A 23,973-nucleotide genomic window follows, 5' to 3' on the forward strand; every position below is an offset into this window, starting at 1 on the left:
ATGTCGACCTGATCATCGAGCAGCGCCTGAACACGCTGGTCAACGCCGAGGCAGGCGCCACCTTCGAGACCCATGCACTGGACGTGCGCTCCGAGCTGAAGGGCTACTCCACCGGCTACCGCCTGGTGCAGGACCCCGCCTGGGGCGACATCGGCAGCATCGACCTCGGCACGCCGCACACCTACAACCAGCACATCGACTTCAACGCCGACGCGCGCCTGTCGTCCGGCCCCAACCCGGTGCTGCTGATCGACGCGGCCGGCAATGTCGTCACGGCGCAGAACGTGACGGTCAGCAACCTGGCCGGCATCGTCATCGTCAACGACATCACCAACGACGACATCGGCACGGCCAACTTCCGCGCCAATGGCGTCTACAAGCCTGGCGAAGACATCCAGGCCGGCACCATCGCCGGCACGCAGTCGACCTTTACCTTCGTCCACACCTACAACCGGATCACGCTGACCAACCAGTCGACGAAGGACCTGCGCCTCAACAACATCGCCCCGGTCAACACGACGGCGGTGCCCACGGTGCACATCGACGTGGACAACGTGACGGGGCCGAGCAGCGACACGACGCCGTTCGAGTTCAACATCCGCCACAGCTACGGCGCGACCGAGTTGCTGATCCGCAACACCAGCACCAACAGCTTCTCCGACATCGAACTCAACGGCGTCATCGACAACCCGCTGGGCTCGACGCTGATGGCCGCCGTCGGCGGCAGCATCGTCAACGTCAGCGGTACGCCCATCGTGCGCACCAACACGGCCACCCTCAGCGCCGGCGGCACGATCGGCCGCGGCAGCGGCCTGGACCTCAACCTCGAACTCGTGCAAAGCGAGGGCCGTCCGGCCGCGCTGACGAGCACCTCCGGCGCCAGCACCTACCTGCGCGTCCGCGGTCTGCTGCGCGACCCGGCCGTCACCAATTTCACCCTCAGCCTTGGCAACCTCTCGGCCGGCGGCAGCCTCAACCTGCTGCTTCAGGAAGCCAAGCGCCAGGTCACGGTGGTCGGCACACCGCCCACCTACCAGGTGGCGGTCAACATCGACTACGCCAGCCGCGGCATCGACCTCGGCACGACGAACTGGATCCGCCACTTCAGACCCGATCAGGCGGGCGGTGCCATCGTCGACTTCCCCGTCGGCTTCTTCGGTACGGGCAACGAAGCCATCACTTCGACGACCTCTCTCGGCAAGCTCGATGCGGGCACCGATCTGTCCATCTACACGGACGGGCCGGGCGAGCTCATGGACGTGTTCCAGCGCAACACCTGGTTGGCCGGTGGCAATGCCACAGTGCGCGCCAGCGGCAACCTGACGCTGCCGAGCACGGTGCAGGCCGGTACGGGCAACCTCGACGTGATGAGCCAGGACAGGTCCGTCCAGGCCGACCACCTGATCGCCGGTGGCAACGCCACGGTCAGCGCATCGCTGGACATCAGCAACGTGCTGGCCAGCTACGCCCACACCTGGGTGGCCCTGTACACCGACAACCTGCTGACCGCGGGCGGCACGGCGCTGATGCAGGCCAGCCGGGACCTCACGCTGCCCCGCATCGTGCAAGCCGGCGGCAACGTCGGGCTGCTGGCGGTCAACCAGGTTCTGGCCCCAGCGTCCATCTGGTCGCAGAACGCCGACGTGGCCATCACCAGCCTCGACGGCTCGGTGCAGGTCGACCATGTCGTCGCCGGCAGCGACGTGTCCATCACGGCCACGCAAGGCACGATCTCCAACGTCACCGGTGGCCAGACGGGCAACCGGCTCAACCTCTACCCGAACAACCTCGTCACCGCAGGCGACAGCATCACCATGCTGGCCGGCGGCAACATCACGCTGCCGCGCCTGGTGCTCGCGCAGGCGGGTGCGATCAGCATCACCTCCACCGGCGGCAGCGTGCTGCTGGAGCGCGTCGAGGCGGCCAACAACAACGTCACGGTTTCTGCGGTCAATGGCGGCATCCAGGAGATCGGCAGCGATGCTGACGCCGACGTGCTGGGCATCAAGCTGCGCCTGACCGCCGGCGGCGCCGGCATAGGCACCAATGCCAACTCGCTGGAGATCGATTCTTCGCGCCCCAGCCACGGCAATGTGTGGGCGCTGGCTGCGGGTTCCATCTACATGACCGAGGTCGCGGGCGATCTCAACCTCGACCGCGTGCGCTCCAGCAGCGCCGACGTCGAGCTGACGGTGCTGGGCGGCGACCTGGTGGACGACCTGTCCGACCTGCTCTCCGACATCGACGGCAACACACTGACCTTGACCGTCAGCGGCAGCATCGGCAGCTACTACAACGACGTCGAGATCGACAGCCGCTTCAGCGCGGCGGGCGGTTTCGTCAACGCCACCGGCAACAGCGGCGTGCAACTGACCGAAGTCGTGCAAGCCCTGTATGTGGGTGCCATCGTCAGCAGCGCCGGCCATGTGCGGCTCACGTCGCGCGACAGCCAGGCCAGCGGTGAAAACATCGTCGTCGGCGAGGGCCGCAGCGTCGCCGCCGGCAAGAGTGTCACGCTCAACGCGGGCGACAGCCTGATCGTCACCGGCACGGTCTCGGCCGGTGACCGCCTCTTCTTTGGCGTCGACCATCAAAGCGCGGATGCCGAAGGCGCCACGGCCGCTATCGGCGGCACGGTCACGGGCGACCGCCCCGAACTGGTAGGCGACGACCAGGCCGACGTGCTGAACGTCTCAGCCCAGTCGCAAGGCTGGACGATCTACGGCCGCGGCGGCGACGACGGCCTTGTCGGCGGCTCAGGCGCCGACGACCTCTACGGCGGCGACGGCGTCGACACGATCACCGGCAATGACGGCGACGACCTGCTTATCGGGGGCGCGGGTGCCGGCGGCACGCTGAGCGGTGGTGCAGGGGCCGACCGCATCTTCGGCAGCGACGACGGCGGCGATGGCGCCGTGGGCGATGCCATCTCGGGTGGCGACGGCAACGACCAGATCTGGGCGCTTGGCGGCTCCGACAACATCGACGCGGGCGCGGGCGACGACTTCGTCGACGGCGGCTCCGGGCACGACGACATCACCGGCGGCAGCGGCAAGGACACGCTGTATGGCGGCCGTGGTGACGACACGATTTATGGCCATGCACCGGTCGAGCAGGCCAGCCAGCCGGCCGACGACGACGCGACCGACCGCATCTTCGGCGAGCAGGGCGACGACCAGCTCTACGGCAACGGCGGCGATGACTTCATCGACGGCGGCTTCGGCGCCGACAACATCCAGGGCAACGACGGCAACGACGAGCTGAACCAGGGTTACGGCCAGGGCGGCGTGATCCAGGGCGGCGACGGCGACGACCTGCTGGTGGGCTCTGCCGACGGCGAAGACGCCCTCTACGGTGGCGACGGCGAAGACCGCCTGCAAGGCCTGGCCGGCAACGACAGCCTGGACGGCGGCACCGGTGCCGACACGCTGGAAGGCGGCGCGGGTGACGACGTGCTCGAAGGCGGCGCTGGCGTCGACCTGATGGTCGGCGGTGCCGGCAACGACACGCTGTACGGACATTCGGTCAGTGGCGCGGGCGACGACAAGGCGGCCGACTACCTGTATGGTGATTTCGGCAGCAACGGCAACGAGCCCGGCTCGGGCGCCGACAAGCTCTACGGCCAGGGCGGCAACGATCTGCTCTACGGTGAAGGCGGCGACGACCTCATCCAGGGCGTGGGCGGCATGGCTGTGGCCGAGGCCGGCGGCGGCACGACCAACCTCATCGACTTCGGTGGTGGCGGCGACGACGCCGGCTTCTTCAGCAACTTCCCCGCCACGCCGGCACCGGCCGTCGTGCCGGTGGACGACACCAGCCCGCGCGCGGCCGGCACGCTGCCCGACGGCGTTGTTGGCAGCGGCCGCTGGGCCGACCTGAACGGCAGCTCGGCGGATTCCGCCGTACTGCGCGGTCTCGCGGGTGACCTCGGCCTGTCGCAAGAGCCGGCAGTGGCGGTCGGCCCGAGCGGCGAGCGCTATGTCGCCTGGAGCGACAGCCGCAACGGCAACCTCGAGATCTACGTCGCCAAGCATGACGGCACGCAGTGGGTCACGTTGGGCACGAGCGCGTCGCAGGGCGGCGTGTCCGCCAGCACGGCGGCTGCCTCCGCGAAACCGACGTTGACCGTCGATGGCACAGGTGCGCCCGTCGTGGCCTGGACCGAGACGTTGGCCGACGGCAGCCGCGACATCGTCGTCAAGCGCTGGGACGGCTCGGCCTGGGTCAGCCTGGGCAACGCCACCAACAACGGCAATGCGGTGCAGGCCAAGCTGGTCAACACGACCAATGGCCCGGTCGTCGTCTACACCGATGACTCCGCTGGCAACCTGCGCGTCTACGCCAAGATCTACACCGGCGGCAGCTGGGTCGCCCTGGGCGCGCAAGCCGCCTCCACCGGCATTGGCCTCGCCGTAGGTACCGAACTGCGCGACTTCAGCGTCGCGGTCAGCGGCAACAAGGTGGCCATCGGCTACTCGGCCGTGCAGCCGGGCAGCTCGCTGCGCCAGGTCTACGTCACCGAGTTCACGCCTGGCGGAACGCCCAGCACGGGCACCTGGGCTGGCCTTGCAGGCTCCAACGCGGGCACCGGAGTCAGCGGTGGCGCAGCGGTCAAGACGGCCCTGGGCCTCGACTCGACCTGGCATGCCCAACCCAGCGTCGCCTACTTCGGCAACACCCTCTTCGTTGCCTGGCAGGCCTGGGCCGACCAGGGCGCCACCGTCGTCACCGCGCAGTTGAGCGCGGGCGGCGTCACTGTGCGCGACGTCATCAAGGACCAGAGCCGCCCGGGTCTGCCGCAGCTGGCGGCCGGCGGCAGCTCGCTGCGCCTGGTGTGGGTCAACACGCCCCTGCTGGACGCATCCAGCAGCCTCTACGAGCGCCAGTGGAATGCGACGACGCTGCACTTCGAGGAAGTGCTGCCCGGCCTGGCCAGCGGCATCGGTGCCGGCAGCGGCATCAGCCAGACCGGCGGCGAGCCCCAGCAGCTTGCGCTCGCCGTGGATTCGAGTGGCCGGGCCGTGCTGGCCTGGCAGGACGCCAATATCGGCGGGTCAGCGGGTTCGCCTGAAATCCTCGTCCGCGCCGACGCAGCTCCAGTAGGCCGCGTGTTCAACACGAGCGCCGGCAACTCGGTGCAGGACATCCTCGACAGCCAGACCCTGGCCGCGGGCGACGTCATCGTCGTCAACGGCAGCCAGGGCGGCTTCACGGTCTCGGCCGGCGATGCCGGCGTGACGATCTGGGGCGCGGCGGGCAGCAGCATCACCGGCGCGGTGACGGTCAACGGCGCCAACGTGACGTTGCAGAACCTGAAGATGCAAGCCACGCTGACCATCGCGGGCAACGGCGTGGGGGTCAGCGACTCCAGCGCGACCGGCGCGGTCAGCCTCACCGCAGGGCAGGGCGCCAAGCTCTTCGGCAACACCTTCACCGGCGGCGTCAGCATTTCCGCCGGCGTGCAGAACGCCAGCCTGCGCTTCAACACCATCTCGGGCGTCATCGGCCTGCTGCTGGACAGCGCCACCGGCGTGCAGATCCGCGACAACACCATCACCGGCTTCCCCGCCGCGATGCAGATCGTCGGCGGCTCCAATGCCAGCGGCCGCATCGCCGGCAACACCTTGATCGCCACCAGCAACGGCACGGGTCTGGACCTGCAAGCCACGTTCAACGGCCTCATCGAGAACAACCGCATCCAGGGCGGTGCGCTGGGCATCAACTATGTGGCGGCCAACCAGCTCGCTGGCAACACGGTCAGCGGCGCGACCCTGGGCCTGCAAAGTTACGTCGTCGGTGCGGGTGCGATCGGCTGGGTGGGTGCGTCCGTCGACCGCCCGAACACCTTCGAGGGCAACGCCACCGGTGTGCAGCTGCTGGCCGGCGCGCAGATGCAGGGCCAGGTCGTGCGTGGCAACACCGTCGGCGTCAAGGGCACCGGTCAGCTCGGCGGCGAGACGCTGGCCCACGCCAACCTCATCGAGGCCAATGTCACCGGCGTCAATGCCTTCACGGGCACCATCCAGTTCAACCGCTTCTCGGGCAACCAGACGGCGATCAACGCCAGCAGCGAGCAGCGCATCCTGCACAACCTGTTCTATCGCAACACGCTGGTCGGCGTCGAGATCAACGGCAAGAACGATGTGCGGGTGTTCAACAACACCTTCTACGCCGTCACCGGCGACAACCTGCGCAGCGAAGGCGGCAGCACCGAAGTCGAGGTGCAGAACAACCTGATGTGGGCGATGGCGGGCTACGACCTCTACGTGGCCAACGACAGCCGCTACGGTTTCAATTCCGACTACAACAACCTGTTCACGTCTGGCACCGGCAAGGTCGGCTTCTGGACCAAGGACTTCAGCGACATCCTCGACTGGCAAGCCGACATCGCGAAGTTCGACCTGCACTCCATTGGCGCCACGGTCGTCAACCCGACCTGGGCGCGGCCCGAGTTCGTCAGCATCCTCGGCGACGACTTCCGCCTGCGTGACCCCGTGGCGGGCCAGCGCTTCAGCTCGCCCGGCATCGACATGGGCACCGTGCTGATGGACAACGGCCGCAACCCGGCCGACCAGAACCTCATCGCCAACCCCGGCTTCGAAGGCTCGCTGGCGGGCTGGGAAACCAATGCCGGCTCGTCCTCCTACACGCCCACCGGCGCCGCGCCCAAGGCCTACGAGGGCAACAACTACTTCTTCGCCGGTGGTGTGGCGGGCGGCTTCGCGCGCCAGACCTTCACGCTGGCCCAGCTCGGCCTCACCGCCGCCCAGGCCGACGGCCAGGACTTCGAGCTGCTGTTCGGCGGCCGCATCCGCATGGGCGTGGAAGCGCCCGTGGACAGCGGCGAGGTGCAGCTGATCTTCCGCAACGCCGGTGGCGACGTGCTCGCCACAGCCGTCGCCAAGGCCAGCGGCACCACCAACCGCTGGGAACTCGTCGGTCAGCGCGCCGACGTGCCCTTCGGCACCCGCTCGGTCGAGTTTGTCTACAAGACCAACCGCATCACCGGCGGCAATGCCGACGGCTATTTCGACCAGGCCTTCCTCTACAAGGTCAGCGAGAACCAGGCCAGCGACATCGGCGCCTACGGACACGCGGCCACCGACCTGCCCATCGCGGCCGGCAGCGCGCCGCGCATCAATCTGCGCGGCCCTGACCTCTACCTCGACTGGGAAAAGTTCAAGCCCCTCAACATCACCTGGGAAACCTTCGGCAACGCCGACGACTCCCCGGTGCGCATCGACGTCTACCAGGACACGGCGGACGGCCCGAAGTGGATCGCCAATGTCGTGTCGGCCACGCCGGACTCCGGCCAGTTCACCTGGATCCCGGGCAACAGCGGACTCGACTACAACACGCACGGCCTGCGCATCCAGGTCAGCCTGGTGACCAACCCGGCCGTGCTGGACCGCAGCCAGGAGCCCTTCACCGTGCCCGAGGACGGGCTGACCTACTGGGTCAACGACGGCGGCACGGCGGGTGACGAGTACGCCACCGCCACCGGCGACAACCGCAACACCGGCAAGTCGGCCGGCGCGCCCAAGCCCAACGTCACCAACCTCTTCCGTGCCTACGACCTTCAGGCCGGCGCCACCCTCTACGTCGACACGGGCAACTACGCCTTGCTGGAATCGCTGACGCTGTCCGGCACGGCCACGCGCGGCTTCGGCATCGACGAGGGCTTCACCATGACCGGCCCGACGCTGGCCGGCCATCTCGCGTCCATCTTCCCCATCGTGCCCAACGAGCGCACCTGGGCGCTGCTGGACCTGTCCGACACCGACTTCGTCACCATCAGCAACCTGCAGCTGCGCGACGCCAACCGTGGCCTGCTGATCACCGGCGGCGCCGATGCCATCGATGTCGACAACATCGAGTCGTTCGGTCATGTCAACGAAGGCATCTATGCGGCGCAGGTCAATGCACCGCTGGCGACCTGGACCGGCCTCAACGTGCATGACAACGCGCAGACCGGCATTTTTGTGTCCGGCACGCTGGGCGGCATCGACCAGCTCGTCAGCACGCGCAACCGCGCCAACGGCGGCCTGTACGCCGAGGGCAATCTGGGCTTCCTGACCAATTCGCAGCTGACCAACAACACCGGCTACGGTGCCTATCTGTATTACCCCGGCGCGACGCGCGTACAGGGCAACCTGTTCCAGGGCAACAGCAACACCGGCCTGCAGCACAACATGAACAGCGCAGGCCAGGCGCTGGTGGGCGGTGCGCTGGGCTCGGGCCTGGGCAACCGCTTCCTGAACAACGGCAACGGCGGCGCCATCTTCAACGGCAATGTGCTGGTGTGGGGCAACGTGGCCAGCGGCAATGCCGGCAACGGCAATTACGGCATCGGCATGAGCGGCGGCGAGGCCCGCCAGAACGTCGTCTACGGCAACTCCAACGGCCTGTACATGTACAGCGGCCTGGTGGCCGACAACCGCATCTACAACAACGACCCGGGCACGGCCGGCAGCTACGGTGTCGGCTTGTGGCTCAGCACCGCCACGGCCACTGGCAACACCGTCTACAGCAACCGCATCGGCGTCTACAGCCAGGGCAACAGCGTGCTGCGCAGCAACCTCGTCTATGCCAACACGGCGACGGGCGTGCAGCTGCAGGGCAGCGCGCCGCAGTTCATTGGCAACACCGTCTACCAGACCACCGGCGACGCCATCCAGCTCTATGGCTCGGCCAGCAATGCGCAGGTCATCGACAACATCCTGTGGGCAGGCACGGGTGGCGTGGCGCTGAACATCGACGCGAACTCGCAGATCGGCTTCACGTCCAACTTCAACATCTTCCAGGGCGCCGTCGGCATCTGGCAGGGCACGCAGCGCACGTCGCTGACCAACTGGCGCCAGGCCAACTTCCAGGACCTGGACGGCCAGGCCACCGACCCGCTGTTCGTCGACATCGACGGCGCGGACGGCAACCTCGGCTACGCCAGCGCGGCCAGCGACGGCCGCGACGACGACTTCCACCTGCGCAGCACGCAGGGCAGCTTCCACGGCGCCTCGCTGGCGCCGGTGCTTGGCGCTGGCGGCCTGCCGGTGCTGCTGACCGGCACGCTGACCGTCGACGCGCAGGACAGCCCCGGCATCGACCGCGGCGCCGTGAGCCAGCCCTTCGACCAGGAACCCGCACCGCGCGGCGGCTACGTCAACATCGGCTCGGACGGCAACACCAAATACGCCTCGCTGAGCCCGGCCGTCTACGTCCGCGTGATGACGCCCAATGGCGGCGAAACCGTGGCCGAGAGCGAGACCTTTACCGTGCGCTGGCGCTCCGACGGCTTCAGCGGCAACGTCAACCTCGACATCAGCCGTGACGGCGGCAGCAGCTGGCTGTCCGTGGCCGCCAACGAGGCCAATGACGGCGTCTACGACTGGACGCCGGGCGCCGGCCAGTTCCCGGGCGGCGACTACGTGCTGCGTGTCAGCTCCGCCAGCCAGCCGGCGGTCAAGGACCAGTCGGACGCCACCTTCAACCTCGCCTCCACGGTCAGCGTCTTCTACGTCAACGACGGCACCACCACGGGCGACGAGTACACGACGGCGATTGGCAACGATGCAAACGATGGCCGCAGTGCGTCCAAGCCCAAGGCCTCGCTGCAGGCGCTGCTGAACGCCTACGACTTCAAGCCGGGCGACCTGATCCTCATCGACACCGGCGTCTACAACCTTTCCACCAATCTGCTCGTCGACGCGCAGGACAGCGGCGTCGTCATCCGCGGCGCGGTCGGCCATGCGAGCGTGCTGAACCGCGGCAACACCAACAGCGGCCAGTACGCCTTCCTGCTCGGTACCGGTGCGACCGACGTGACGCTAGACCGCGTCACGCTGACCGGCGGCCAGTGGGGCTTCGTCGCGAACGACAACACGAACGCGCACCGCTTCACGCTCAGCAACAGCGATGTCAGCGGCAACAGTTCTGGCGGCGTCTACGTCGGCATCAACATCGACGATGGCAAGGTCCTCAACAACATCGTCCACGACAACGCCAGCAGCACCGGCATCCAGGGCCAGCAGTCGACCCGCCTGCTCATCAGCGGCAACGAGGTCTACAACCAGTCCACCGGCATCTACACGTATTCGTCCGGCGACGAGGCCAATGACGGCCCCAACGTCATCAACAACCTGGTGCACGACGTCAGCACCGGCATCTCGCAGTCCTACGACGGCTGGGTGCGAAACAACACCGTCTGGGCGGCCAGCACCGGCATCGGCGCGAACAGCAACTACGACGTCAGCGGCAACACCGTCTGGGGCAGCACCACCGGCATCGAAGCTGGCAGCGTCTCGGTCACCAACAACACGCTGTACGCCAACACCACCGGCCTCAGCGTCAACAGCCTGACCGCCAGCGGCAACCGCATCTACGACAACACGCTGGGTGTCAATGTCAGCAGCAACATGCTGCTGACCAACAACCTGATCTGGGACAACACGACCGGCGTTCGCATCACCAGCAGCCACAGCGGCAACGAGCTGAACGGCATCGTCAACAACACCATCGTGCAGACCGGCGGCACGGCGGTGCTGGCCGAGAACGCCACCAACGCCCGCATCGTCAACAACATCCTCGACCTGCGCAGCGGTGCGACCGGCATCTCGGTCAGCCCGAACAGCCAGAACGGCTTCCACAGCGACTACAACCTGTTCGCCCAGCAGGCGGGCACGGTGCTGACGCGCTGGGAAGGCCGCGACTTCGCGAGCCGCCCGGACTGGGTCTACGAGACCGGCTACGACGTGCACAGCCGCATCGCCGCACCGAACTACGTCGACGCCAACGGTGCCGACAACCGCTTCGGCTGGGACGGCTCGGCCATCGGCTCGGCCATCGTGCTGGACGACGGCGACGCCGGCGTCAGCTTTGCGGGCACCTGGACGACCGTCACGACCAGCACCCCCGGCTATGGCGGCGACCGCCGCGAGGCCAACGGCAACCAGTACGGCACCGGCAGCAACACCGCAACCTACACCTTCACCGGCCTGCAGGCGGGCACCTACGTCATCGGTGGCACCTGGAGCAGCACCGCCAGCAACGCCAGCAACACGCTCTACAACTTCTACGACGGTGCTGCCACGGCGGGCAACCTCGTGCGCACCATGCGCACGCCGCAATACAACCTGCCGCTCGACTACACCGCCGACGGCGCCAGCTGGCGCGACCTGGCGACGGTCGTCATCACCGGCGACACCCTCACCGTGCGCGTCAGCGACGCCGGCGCCTACGGCAAGATCGTGGCCGACGCCATCCGCCTGCAGCGCATCGGCGGCGACCATGGCGCCGACGACAACTTCCACCTTGTCGCCGGCTCCGCCGGTGTCGACGGCGGCGACCCGACCTCGCCCTACAGCGTCGAGCCGCTGAACAACGGCGCCCGCATCGACCAGGGCGCCTATGGCAACACCCTCGGCGCCACGCAGAGCCCGGCACCGCTGATCCAGGTCACCGGCCCCACCGGCTATGCCAAGCTGACCGTCGGCACGCCCGTCACCATCGACTGGCACACGGCCGGCCTGCTGCCGACCGAACCCGTGCTGGCCATCAACACCGGCAATGCCGGCTCGATTGCCGGCGGCGAACTTGGCAACTGGCAGCGCAACGCCTACCAGACGCAGTACTACAGCTACACCAGCTTCACCGAAGCCGTGGACCTCAGCGGCGCCACCAACCCCGCACCCGCCAGCGTCTACCAGAGCGCGATGTACGCCAACGGCACCGTTGGCCAGGGCCTGAGCTACGAACTTCCGGTCGACGACGGGCAGTACGTCGTGCGCCTGCACTTTGCCGAGACCTACCTCTACGCCCAGCCCGGCACGCGCGTGTTCGACATCAAGCTCAACGGCAACACCGTGCAGAGCAACTTCGACATCCGCGCCACGGCGGGTGCGAACTTCAAGGCCGTGGTGCGCGAGTTCACCGTCACCGCCAGCGGCGGCAATGGCATCGACCTTGACCTCATCACCAAGGCCAGCGGCGCGCTGATCAACGGCATCGAGGTCCAGCGTGTCGTACCCGCTGGCGATGCCGCGGCCAAGGTCAACCTCCAGGTCAGCCTGGACAACGGCCTGTCGTGGACGACCATCGCCAACGGCCTGTCCATGGACCGGTTCGGCAACGGCCGCACGACCTGGACCCCCGACTTCGCCACCGCCGGCAACACGGCCCTCATCCGCGCCATCGCCGTCCATGGCGACGGCACGACGGCCGCGACCGACACCTCCGACGAGCCCTTCCTGATCGCCAACGGCGGCAAGGTCTATTACGTCAACGACGGCACCACCGCCAACGACGAGTACACGACCGCCGTCGGCGACAACGCCAACAGCGGCAAGGACGCGGCCCACCCGATGGCCAGCCTGTCGGCGCTCCTGCGCGCCTACGACGTGGGCCCGGGCGACACCGTCTTCGTCGACAGCGGCCGTTACAACCTCATCACCAACTTCACGCTGGCGGCCAAGGACTCCGGCGTGCGCATCGTCGGCGCGCTGCATGCCGTGACCGAGCTGAATCGCGGCAACACCAACGGCGGCCAGTACCCGATCAACATCGCCGGCGCGACAGACGTCACGCTGGAGAACCTCAAGCTCAGCGGCGGCCAGTGGGGCGTCGTCCTTGGCGACAACAGCGGCTCGCACCGCGTCACGCTGAAGAACCTGGAAGTCACCGGCAACACCAGTGGCGGCATCTACGTCGGCGCCAATGTCGACGATGCCCTCGTCACCGGCAACACCGTGCACGACAGCGGCAGCACCGGCATCCAGGCGCAGCAGTCGACCCGCACCATCATCACCGGCAACGAGGTCTACAACCAGTCGACCGGCATCTACACCTGGTCGGCAGGCGACGAGGCCAACGACGCGCCGTTGATCAGCAACAACCGCGTGCACGACGTCAGCACCGGGATTGCGGTCGCCTACGAAGGCCTGGTGCTTGGCAACGAGGTCTGGAGTGCCAGCACCGGCCTGTCCCTGACCAGCGTGCGCGCCGAGAACAACGTGCTGCGCCAGAACACCACCGGCATTGCCGGCAGCAGCTCGGAGGTCGTCGGCAACCACGTGTACGCCAACACGATGGGCATCGAGATGTCCAGCAGCACGATCTGGGACAACCGGATCTATGGCAACACCACGGGCCTGCGCGACACCGGCTCGGACCTGATCCGCAACAACGTCTTCTGGGTCAACGTCACGGCCGCGCGCATCTCCGGCGGCCGCAGCGGCAACGACCAGAACGGCTTCTACAACAACACCATCCGCCAGAGCGGCGGCCGCGCCATCGACGTCGAGGCCAACGCCACCAACGTCACGCTGCGCAACAACATCTTCGACCTGACCACCGACGCGACGGCCATCTTCGTGCCGGCCAGCGCCGAGCGCGGCTTCACCAGCGACTACAACCTGTTCAGCGGTGCCAGCGCCACCGACTTCCTCGGCATGAACTGGGAAGGCGTCGACTTCAGCAACCTGCTGACCTGGCGCTTCGAGACCGGCAACGACACGCACAGCCAGGTCGCACCGGTGCAGTTCCGCGACGTGAACGGCGCGGACAACGTCTACGGCTGGTCCAAGGCGGACGTCGGCAGCGCCATCATCCTGGACGACGGCGACATCGGCGTCAGCTTCAGCGGCAGCTTCACGACGGTCACCACTGGCACCCCAGGCTACGGCAACGACCGCCGCGAGGCCGGCGGCAACTTCTACGGCACCGGCAGCAACTACGCCACCTACACCTTCACCGACCTCACGCCCGGCACCTACCAGATCGCCGCGACGTGGGCCGTCACCAGCGGCTACGCCAGCAACACGCCTTACGAGATCTACGACGGCCTGGTCGACCCGGACAGGCAGATCAGCTACCAGCGCACCGGCCAGAACACGCTGCCCAACGACTTCACGGCCGACGGCGCCAAGTGGCGCGAGATCAACACGGTCGTCATCACGGGCAACACGCTGACCGTGCGCGTCAGCGACGCCGGCGCTTACGGCAAGTTCACGGCCGATGCCATCCGGGTGCAGCGTGTGCAGGGTGATACCGGCCGCGACGACGACTTCCGCCTGGCCACGGGCTCGGCCGGCATTGACGCCGGCGACCCGAGCTTCGCCTACGTCAACGAGCCGGTCGACAACGGCGCCCGCATCGACATGGGTGCTTACGGCAACACGGTCAACGCGACGCAGAGCCCGGTGCCGCTGATCCAGGTCACCGGGCCGAACGGCTACGCCAAGCTCGAAGTCGGCACGGCCGTCGACGTCAGCTGGCACACCGCCGGCATCAACCGCACCGAGCCGGCCCTGCTCATCAACGCCGGCAACGCCGGCCCGGTGGGTGACGGCACGCTCGGCTACTGGCTGCGCAACAGCTACCAGACGCAGGGCTACAGCTACACCAGCTTCACCGACCCAGTGGACCTCAGCGGCGCCACCAACCCGGCACCCGCAAGCGTCTACCAGACGGCGATGTACGCCAACGGCACTGTCGGTCAGGGCCTGAGCTACGAGCTGCCGGTCGACGACGGGCAGTACGTCGTGCGCCTGCACTTCGCCGAGACCTACCTCTACGCCCAGCCCGGCACACGGGTGTTCGACATCAAGCTCAACGGCAACACCGTGCAGAGCAACTTCGACATCCGCGCCACAGCGGGCGCAAACTTCAAGGCCGTGGTGCGCGAGTTCAACGTCGTGGCCAGTGGTGGCAACGGCATCGACCTCGACCTCATCACCAAGGCCAGCGGCGCGCTCATCAACGGCATCGAGATCCTGCGCGTCGTGCCGGCGGCTGACCTGGAAGCCACGGTCGACCTGCAGACCAGCCTCGACAGCGGCACCAGCTGGCAGACCCTGGCCACGGGCCTGTCCATGGACCGCTTCGGCAACGGCCACTACAGCTGGACGCCCGACCAGACGACCGACGGCAACACCGCCCTGATCCGCGCCGTGCTGCGCCATGGCGACGGCAGCGTTGCGGCCCAGGACCGCTCCGACGAGCCCTTCCTGATCGCCAACGGCGGCACCGAGTTCTTCGTCAACGACGGCAGTCTCGTCGGCGACGAGAGCAGCACCGCCGTCGGCAACAACCTCAACAGCGGCAAGGATGCCTCTCGCCCGATGGCCAGCCTCGCGGCGCTGCTGCGGGCCTATGACCTGAATCCGGGTGACGTGGTGCACGTGGACAGCGGCACCTACCGCGTCTACACCAACGTGCCGTTCGAGCAAAGCGATTCCGGCGTGACGGTCAGCGGCCCGACCGGCGTGGGCCACACAGCCACCATCAGCCGCGGCAATACCAACACCGGCGCCTACACGCTGGAGTTCTCCGGCGCCGACAACGTCACCGTCGACCACCTCAACATCACCGGCGCCGCCTACGGCGTCGTGTTCAACACCAGTGCCGACAGCGACGGCAACACCCTGCGCGCCAATGACATCAACAGCGCCACGGCCGACGGCGTCTGGGTGGGCGGCAGCAACGACAACAACCTGTTCACCGACAACGTCGTCCGCAACAACGCCAGCCAGGGCCTGTATTTCGAGAACACGACGGGCAATCGCGCCGAGAACAACGACATCCGCAACAACGCGAACGGCCTGTATTTCTCCAACGGCACCGGCAACATCGCACAGGGCAACCGGGTCCACGACAACAGCGGCTACGGCCTCTACAACTGGAGCGGGACGAACAACGTCTTCCGCGGCAACGAGGTCTACAACCAGGCCAACCAGGGCATCCAGTTCACTTATGGCACGGGCCTGCTGATCGAAGGCAACCTGGTGCACCACAACGGCTTCGGCATCGACGGCAGCCAGTCCAACGTCACCATTCGCGGCAATGCCATCTACGCCAACACCACCGGCATCCAGATCTACGACGGCCTGGTGGAAGGCAACCGCATCTACAGCAACTCGGTCGGCATCATCGACACGGGCTACAGCCGCATCGTCAACAACGTCATCTACGCCAACACCAACCAGGGCGTGCGCGTGCAGGGCGGCCACACCATCGAATCGGGTGACGGCCTCTACAACAACACCATCCTGCAGACGGTGGGCGAGGGCATCCGCCTGACCGGCAGCGCCGCCAACGTGCTGCTGGTCAACAACATCCTGCGCGTGGACGCCGGCTACGGCATCGCCGTAGACGCCAACAGCCAGGTCGGCTTCCAGAGCAACTACAACCTGCTCTACCGCGGCCCGGCGGCCAACGCCTATGTCGGCCTCTGGAACGGCGCGACGCAAGCCACGCTTGCTGCGTGGCAGACCGCCTCTGGCAAGGACGCCAACTCGCAGACCGGCAACCCGCTGTTCCTGGACATCGACGGCGCTGACAACATCCTCGGCGAGCAGGGCGTCTCCACCGGCAACGGCTTTGACGACAACTTCGAACTGGATGCCTTCTCCGCCGCCATCGACGCCGGCAACGCCTACCTGGCGCCGGCCAAGGACATCGAAGGCCGCGACCGCCGCAACGACCCCGACGTGACCAACAAGGGTACGGGCTGGGACCTGTTCGTGCCGACCGACGCCGGCGCGCTGTTCACGGCCACCGGCACGGCCAAGAACTTCCGCACCAGCGATGGCTCGTTCGAGCAGGCGCTCGGCTTCAACTTCAACTTCTATGGCAAGACCTACACCAAGATGTGGGTCAACACGAACGGCTACGTCTCGTTCGACACCGGCAGCGACTCGACCTACTACTACGGCAACGCCAACTCCACCGACGTGCTGCTGCGCAATGTCCGCATCGCCGCGCTGTGGGACGACCTTGACACCGGCCCCGCGGGCAAAGACATCTTCGTCACCCAGACGGCCAACAGCATCACCATCCGCTGGGCCGCCAAGCTGCAAGGCACGGCCACCGACGTCAATGCCGCGCTGACGCTGTTCGCCGACGGCAAGGTGCGCTTCGACTACGGCGCCGGCAACACCGGCCTGACGCCCACCATCGGCATGTCGGCCGGCAACGGCACGGCCTATGTGCTGGCTAGCTACGACGGCCAGGCCAACCTCGCCAGCGCCAGCTCGCTGCTGTGGACACCCACGCCCGGCCTCGTCTATCACGACATCGGCGCGTACGAGTTCCAGGGCGCGTCGGGCGACACCACCGGCCCGCAGGTCGCGAGCATCTCGCAACTGCCGGCCAACGGCGGCACGACGGCGCTGGCCTTCTCGGCCGTGCAGATCGACTTCAACGAGGCGCTCAACGGCGTCTCCGCACGCAGCCCCGCCAACTACGAGCTGCGCCGCGCTGGCGCTGATGGCCAGTTCGACACCGGTGACGACGTCATCGTCAAGCTGACGCCGTTCTATTCCTTCCCAGAGACCAGCCTGACGCTGAACTTCGGCGGCGTGCTGGCCGAAGGCAAGTACCGCCTGATGCTGTCCGGCACCAAGGCCATCTTCGACACCGCCGGCAACCCGCTGGACGGCGACGCCAACGGCACGCCGGGTGGCGACTACATCCGCACCTTCACCATCGACCGCAGCACCAACCACGCGCCGGTCGCGGCGGCCGCCAGCATCAGCGTGGCGGAGAACGGCAGCATCGAGATCACGCTGGCCGCGACGGACTCCGACGGTGACGCGCTGACCTACTCGATCCCGACCGACGTGCAGCACGGCACGCTTTCGGCCATCGACCCGGTCACTCACAAGCTGACCTACACGCCCGACGCCAACTACAACGGCCCGGACAGCTTCGTCTTCAAGGTCGACGACGGCAAGACCGGCGTCTCGTCCGCCACCATCACGCTCAACGTCGCGCCCACCAACACCGCCCCGGTGGTGCAGGCCCAGTCGGGCACGGTCAACGAGAACGGCAGCCTGAACCTGCTGCTCGCCGCGACGGACAACGAGACCGCGCGCGCCAACCTGACGTTCGAGCTTGTCACTGCCCCGACCCACGGCACGCTGACGCAAGGTGCTGGCGGCGCCTGGGTCTACACGCCCACCGCCGGCTACATCGGCGCCGACAGCTTCACCTGGCGCGCCAAGGACCGTGGTGATCCGGACGGCACGCTCGGCAACGCGGCCACCTCGGCCACGGCCACCTTCACGCTCAACGTCGTCAACGTCAACGACGCGCCGGTCATCGCCCCCGTGGCCGACCCGCAAGTCAACGAAGGCAGCCAGATCCAGGTCCAGCTCACCGCCACCGACCCCGACGGCCCGGGCAAGACCTGGGCCCTGCTCAGCGGCCCTGCGGGCGCCACGCTGAACGCCACCACCGGCCTGTTCAGCTGGACGCCGGCCGACGGTCCCGGCGATGTCGACATCCTCGTGCGCGTCACGGATGGCGGCACGCCCAGCCGCAGCGCCGACCTGGCCTTCAAGATCCTCGTCAAGGACGTCGACCCGACGCTCAACTTCACGGCCCCCAACGGCGGCAATGGCGTCGCCGGTCAGGCCTACACCTTCACCTACACGGTCACCGACCCTGGCACCGACACCATCACGTCGCTCCTCGTCGACTGGGGCGACGGCAACACGCAGACCGTCGCCGGCAACCCGGGCAGCCTGAGCCACACCTACGCGAACGTGGACGGCAACTACACCGTCAGCGTCACGCCCACCGACGAGGACGGCGCCCACACGCCCCGCACGCTGGCGCTCCACATGGAGTTCAACGACCCGCCGGTCGCCGCCGGCCAGACCGTGCAGGTCGACGAGGACGTGGCCAAGGTCATCACGCTGGCCGGCACCGACCCCGAAGGCAGCGCGCTGACCTACAGCCTGGTCAGCGGCCCGGCCCACGGCACGCTGGGCAGCATCAACGCCAGCACCGGCGCCGTCACCTTCACGCCCGACGCCGAGTACAGCGGCATCGACAGCTTCGTCTTCCGCGTCACCGACGCGGGCGGCAAGACCGGCACGGCGACGATCAACCTCGTCGTCAACCCGGTCAACGACAAGCCGGTGGTCGCGACGATTGCGAAGCAGACGCTCAACGAAGGCCAGGCCCTCAGCGTCACCGCCACGGCCACGGACGTCGACGGTCCGGGCCCCTTCACCTGGTCGCTCACCAGCGCCCCGGCCGGCGCCACCATCAACGCCACATCCGGCCTCATCAGCTGGACGGCCACCGACGGCAACGCCACCTATAACTTCACCGTGCAGGCCAACGACGGCGCAGGCGGACTGGGCACGACCAGCTTCGCGGTCGATGTCGGCAACGTCGCCCCGACGCTGACGGTCACCGGCCCGAGCACCATCGGCACCGGCCAGACCTACACGCTGAATCTCTTGGCCACCGATCCCGGCGCCGACACGATCAGCCAATGGGTCATCAACTGGGGTGACGGCACCGTCAACACCACCGTGGCCGGCACTGCAACCAGCGCGACACACGTCTTCACCGCAGCTGGCAGCGCGCAGATCACGGCCACGGCCACCGACGAGGACGGCAGCTACGCCGCCACGCCGGTCGCCGTCAGCATCACCAACTTCAACCAGGCGCCTGCGGCGACCGACGACAGCTACAGCGTCCACGCCGGCCAGGTGCTGACCATCAACGCCCCGGGCGTGCTCGCCAACGACAGCGATGCCGACGGCGATGCACTCACCGTCAGCGCCATCAACACGACCGGCCTGCAAGGCACTGCCACCGTCGACGCCAACGGCCGCATGGTCTTCACGCCGAATGCCGGCTTCGTCGGCAACACGCAGTTCGGCTACACGCTCAGCGACGGCAAGGGCGGCACGTCCACCGGCGTCGTGCGCATCGCCGTCACCAACACGGCCCCTGTGGCCGCTGAGGACAGCTACAGCGTGCACGCCGGCGAGGTGCTGACCATCAACACACCGGGCGTGCTGGCCAACGACAGCGACGTCGACAGCGACGCGCTGACCGTCAGCGCCATCGACACGACCGGCCTGCAAGGCACGGCGGTGGTCGATGCGAACGGCAAGCTGGTCTTCACGCCGACGGTCGGCTTCGTCGGCAACACGCAGTTCGGCTACACGCTGCGCGACAGCAACGGCGCCACGTCCGCCGGTGTGGTGCGCATCGCCGTCACCAACGCCGCCCCGGTGGCAGCGGACGACAGCTACACGGTCCACGCCGGCCAGGTGCTGACCATCAACGCACCTGGCGTGCTGGCCAACGACGGCGACACCGACAGCGACGCGCTCGCCGTCAGCGCCATCGATACCACCGGCCTGCAAGGCACGGCCACCATAGCCGCCAACGGCCAGCTGGTCTTCACACCCACCGCCGGCTTTGTCGGCAACACGCAGTTCGGCTACACGGTCACCGATGCCAACGGAGCCGCTTCCACGGCGATCGTGCGCATCAATGTCACCAATGCCGCCCCGACGGCGCAGGACGACAGCTACGCCGTCCATGCGGGCCAGCAACTCGTCATCGACGTGCCGGGCGTGCTCGTCAACGACAGCGACGCCGACGGCGATGCGATCAGCGTCACAGCCATCGACACGACCGGCCTGAACGGCACGGCCAGCATCGACGCCGCTGGGCGCCTGGTCTTCACGCCCACCGCGAGCTTCGTCGGCACGACGCAGTTCGGCTACACCGTCACCGACGCCAACGGCGCGACCTCCACGGCGGTCGTCCGCATCAACGTGACGAACGCCGCCCTCATCGCCCAGGACGACAGCTTCACCGTCCACGCCGGCGAGACCCTCGTCATCGACGTGCCGGGCGTGCTGGCCAATGACAGCGACGCCGACGGCGACGCGATCAGCGTCACTGCAATCGACACCACCGGCCTGAACGGCACAGCCAGCATCGACGCTGGCGGCCGCCTCGTCTTCACGCCCACCGCAGGCTTCGCCGGCAACACGCAGTTCGCGTACACCATCTCCGACGGCCACGGTGCGACGGCAACCGCCATCGTCCGCATCGCCGTCACGAATGCCGCGCCCACGGCAGCCGACGACAGCTACACCGTGCACGCCGGACAGCCGCTGGTCATCGCCATGCCGGGCGTGCTGGGCAACGACACCGACGCAGACGGAGACGCTCTCACGGTCACCGGCATCGATACGACCGGCCTGCAAGGCAGCGCCAGCATCGCCGCCAACGGCCAGCTGACGTTCACGCCGACAGCGGGCTTTGTGGGCGACACGCAGTTCAGCTACACGACGACCGACAGCAACGGCGCTACCGCCACCGCGACGGTGCGCATCGCCGTCACCAATGCCGCGCCCACGGCTGCCGACGACACCTACACCGTGCACGCCGGACAGCCGCTGGTCATCGCCGTGCCGGGCGTGCTGGGCAACGACACCGACGCAGACGGTGACGCTCTCAGGGTCACCGGCATCGATACGACCGGCCTGCAAGGCAGCGCCAGCATCGCCGCCAACGGCCAGCTCACATTCACGCCGACAGCGGGCTTCGTCGGCGACACGCAGTTCAGCTACACGACGACCGACAGCAACGGCGCCACCGCCACCGCGACGGTGCACATCGCCGTCACGAATGCCGCACCAACGGCCGCGAACGACAGCTTCACCGTTGTCACCGGCCAGACGCTGGACATTCCGCTGGCCAGCCTGCTGGCCAACGACGGCGACACCGACGGCGATGTGCTGAGCTTGATCGGTCTCGACAGCAGTGGCCTGCAAGGTACGGCCGCCATCGTGGGCAATGTCGTTCGCTTCACGCCGGCAGCGGGTTTCACCGGCGCCACGAGCTTCGGCTACACCGTCGGCGACGGCCACGGCGGCACGTCGGCGGCGCGCGTGAACCTGCAGATCCTGCCCGCCTTGCCGAGCCTGCCGACGCTGCATGTCACCAGCTTCCAGGCCACCGACACGGGCTTCCGCCTGCGCTTTGATGCAGCGGTCGACGCCAGCCTCATCCAGCTCTACGGCGCGGGCAGCCTCGTGCCCGACGTCGACGTCACCGGCCCGACCGGCGGCGTGCAAGGCCGTGTGGCGGGCAGCATCGTCTTCGACGCCGATGGCCTTGGCCTCAGCTTCGTCAAGACCGGCGGCCTGCTCGAAGCCGGCAGCTACCAGCTGTCGCTGAACGCGGGTGCCAACGGCTTCATCAGCCTGGGCGGCCTGCGCCTGGACGGCAACGGCGACGGCACTGCCGGCGACGCCTACACCCGCAGCTTCACGGTTGCCGCCTCCAGCGCCGCCGTGCTGGCGGTGCAGGAGTTCGCTCGCGGCCCGGGCCAGGCGGCCAGCTACGACCCGGCGCTCGGCGCCTTCGCCGTCAGCCTGGAGCGCGGTGCCGGCTTCCAGACGCTGGGCTTCGACCTCAACTTCGACCCGGCCCTGCTCAAGGTCACCGGCGCCACGCTCGCCAGCGGCCTGCCTGCGGGCAGCAGCATCACCAGCAGCCTCGTGCAGCCAGGCCTGCTGCGCGTGCAGGTCACGCTGGGCAGTGCGGTCTCTGACGCGGCGCTGCGCAACCTGGTGCTCGTGCAGGCCACCGTGCCTTTGTCCGCCGGCTACGGCGCGGCCGAGGTGCTGCGCCTCTCCAACGTCAGCGGCAACGCAGGCACGCTGCGCAGCGATGACGGCTTGCACGTCGTCGCCAACCTGGGCGACGCGGATGGCAGCCGCACATTGACGACCGCCGACGTCGGTCTCATCCAGACCGTGGCGGCACGGACCAACACCGGGTTCTCGGCCTACACGCTGATCGACCCGACGCGCATCTCCGACGTGAACCGTGACGGCAAGGTCAACGCGGCTGACGCACTGCTCGTGCTGAATGCCAGCAAGGGCCTGTCCGTGCCGGCCATCCCGGCAGCCGTCGCGGTTCCGGTGGGACCTGTGGTGACGCGCGTCACGCCCGAAGCGGACGGCTTCAGCCTGCGCTTCGACCGTGCCATCAACGCCACGCTGATCCAGGCCTACGGCACGGGCACCGGCGGGCAGGATCTCTGGCTGAATGGCCCTGTCAATGGCAGTACGGGTCGCATCGCCGGCAGTGTCTTCTTCGATGCCGACGGTCAGGGCCTGCGCTTCGTCGCCAGCAGCGGCTTGCTGCCGACCGGCGGCTACAGCCTGACACTGAAGTCCGGCGCAGCCGGCTTCACGGCGCTGGCGGGCGGCCAGCAACTGGATGGCAATGCCGACGGCACGGCCGGTGACGACCTCGTCGCCAGCTTCATGGTCGGTGCCAGCAGCGCGCCGGTCGTCAGCGTCGGCAACCTGGTCGCGCCTGCCGGGTCGGCCGGCCAAACGCTGAGTCTCCAGGTGCGCGAGGCAGCCGGCGCGCGCAACGTCTACTTCCAGCTGGCCTACGACCCCACCACGCTGCACATCGACGCCGTCAACCTCGCCGCCACGGCGCCGGCCGGCAGTGTCATGAACGTCGACACCAGCGTCGCCGGTCGCCTTGGTGTGCAATTGACGCTGGGCAGTGCGCTGCCGGACGCAGCGCTGCGCGTCCTCGTGGATCTGAGCACCAGCGTGCCTGCAGGCGCGGCGGCTGGCAGCAGCCGCCTGCTGCGCCTGCTCGATGCGATCGTCGACGGTGCCGCAGCCCGCAGTGACCTCGGCGTTCAGGTTGTGGCAGTGCTTGGCGACGCCAGCGGTAACGGCCGCGTGGAGCGCGAGGACGTCGGGTTGATCCAGGCGGTCGCGGCGAGGACGGACACCGGCTTTGCCGCCCAACCGCTGATCGATCCGGTGCTGCTGGTCGACCTCAACCGCGACGGCCGGCTCAACGCCGCCGATGCGTTGCTCGCATTGCGCCTGAGCCAGCAGGCTCCGCAGGCCCAGGTCGCGTCGGCACTGTCGCTGGTGTCGCCGACATCGGTGACGAACCCCGCGACTGTGGGTAGCGCGTCGCAGGACAAAGCTGCATCGTCAGCGCCTTCGGCGGCTATTGCGGCGCCAGCGCCGGTGGTGAAGTTGAGCGGCGCCCTCGACTTCGGCTTGAAGGCCCCCCTGCCCAGCAGCGTCTGGGTGAATGACTGGGTTGCGGGAAAGAGCCAGACCGTGCCCAATGACTGGAAAGTCACGATTTAAATGAATGCATTTCAGG

General features: G+C 67.9%; 1 protein-coding gene (cut by a window edge). It reads left to right on the plus strand.

Annotation, left to right across the window (positions count from 1 at the left end; translation table 11 throughout):
* On the plus strand, positions 1–23,957 hold the 3' portion of the coding sequence (locus tag AC0IZJ_RS01595; protein WP_471845960.1) for an Ig-like domain-containing protein. 21,124 nt of this gene lie to the left of the window's left edge; only the last 23,957 of its 45,081 coding nucleotides appear in the window; the start codon falls outside the window, past its left edge; the stop codon is at positions 23,955–23,957.
* Positions 23,958–23,973 lie beyond the last annotated feature (16 nt).

It is taken from the genome of Roseateles sp. AC306, assembly GCF_979253795.1.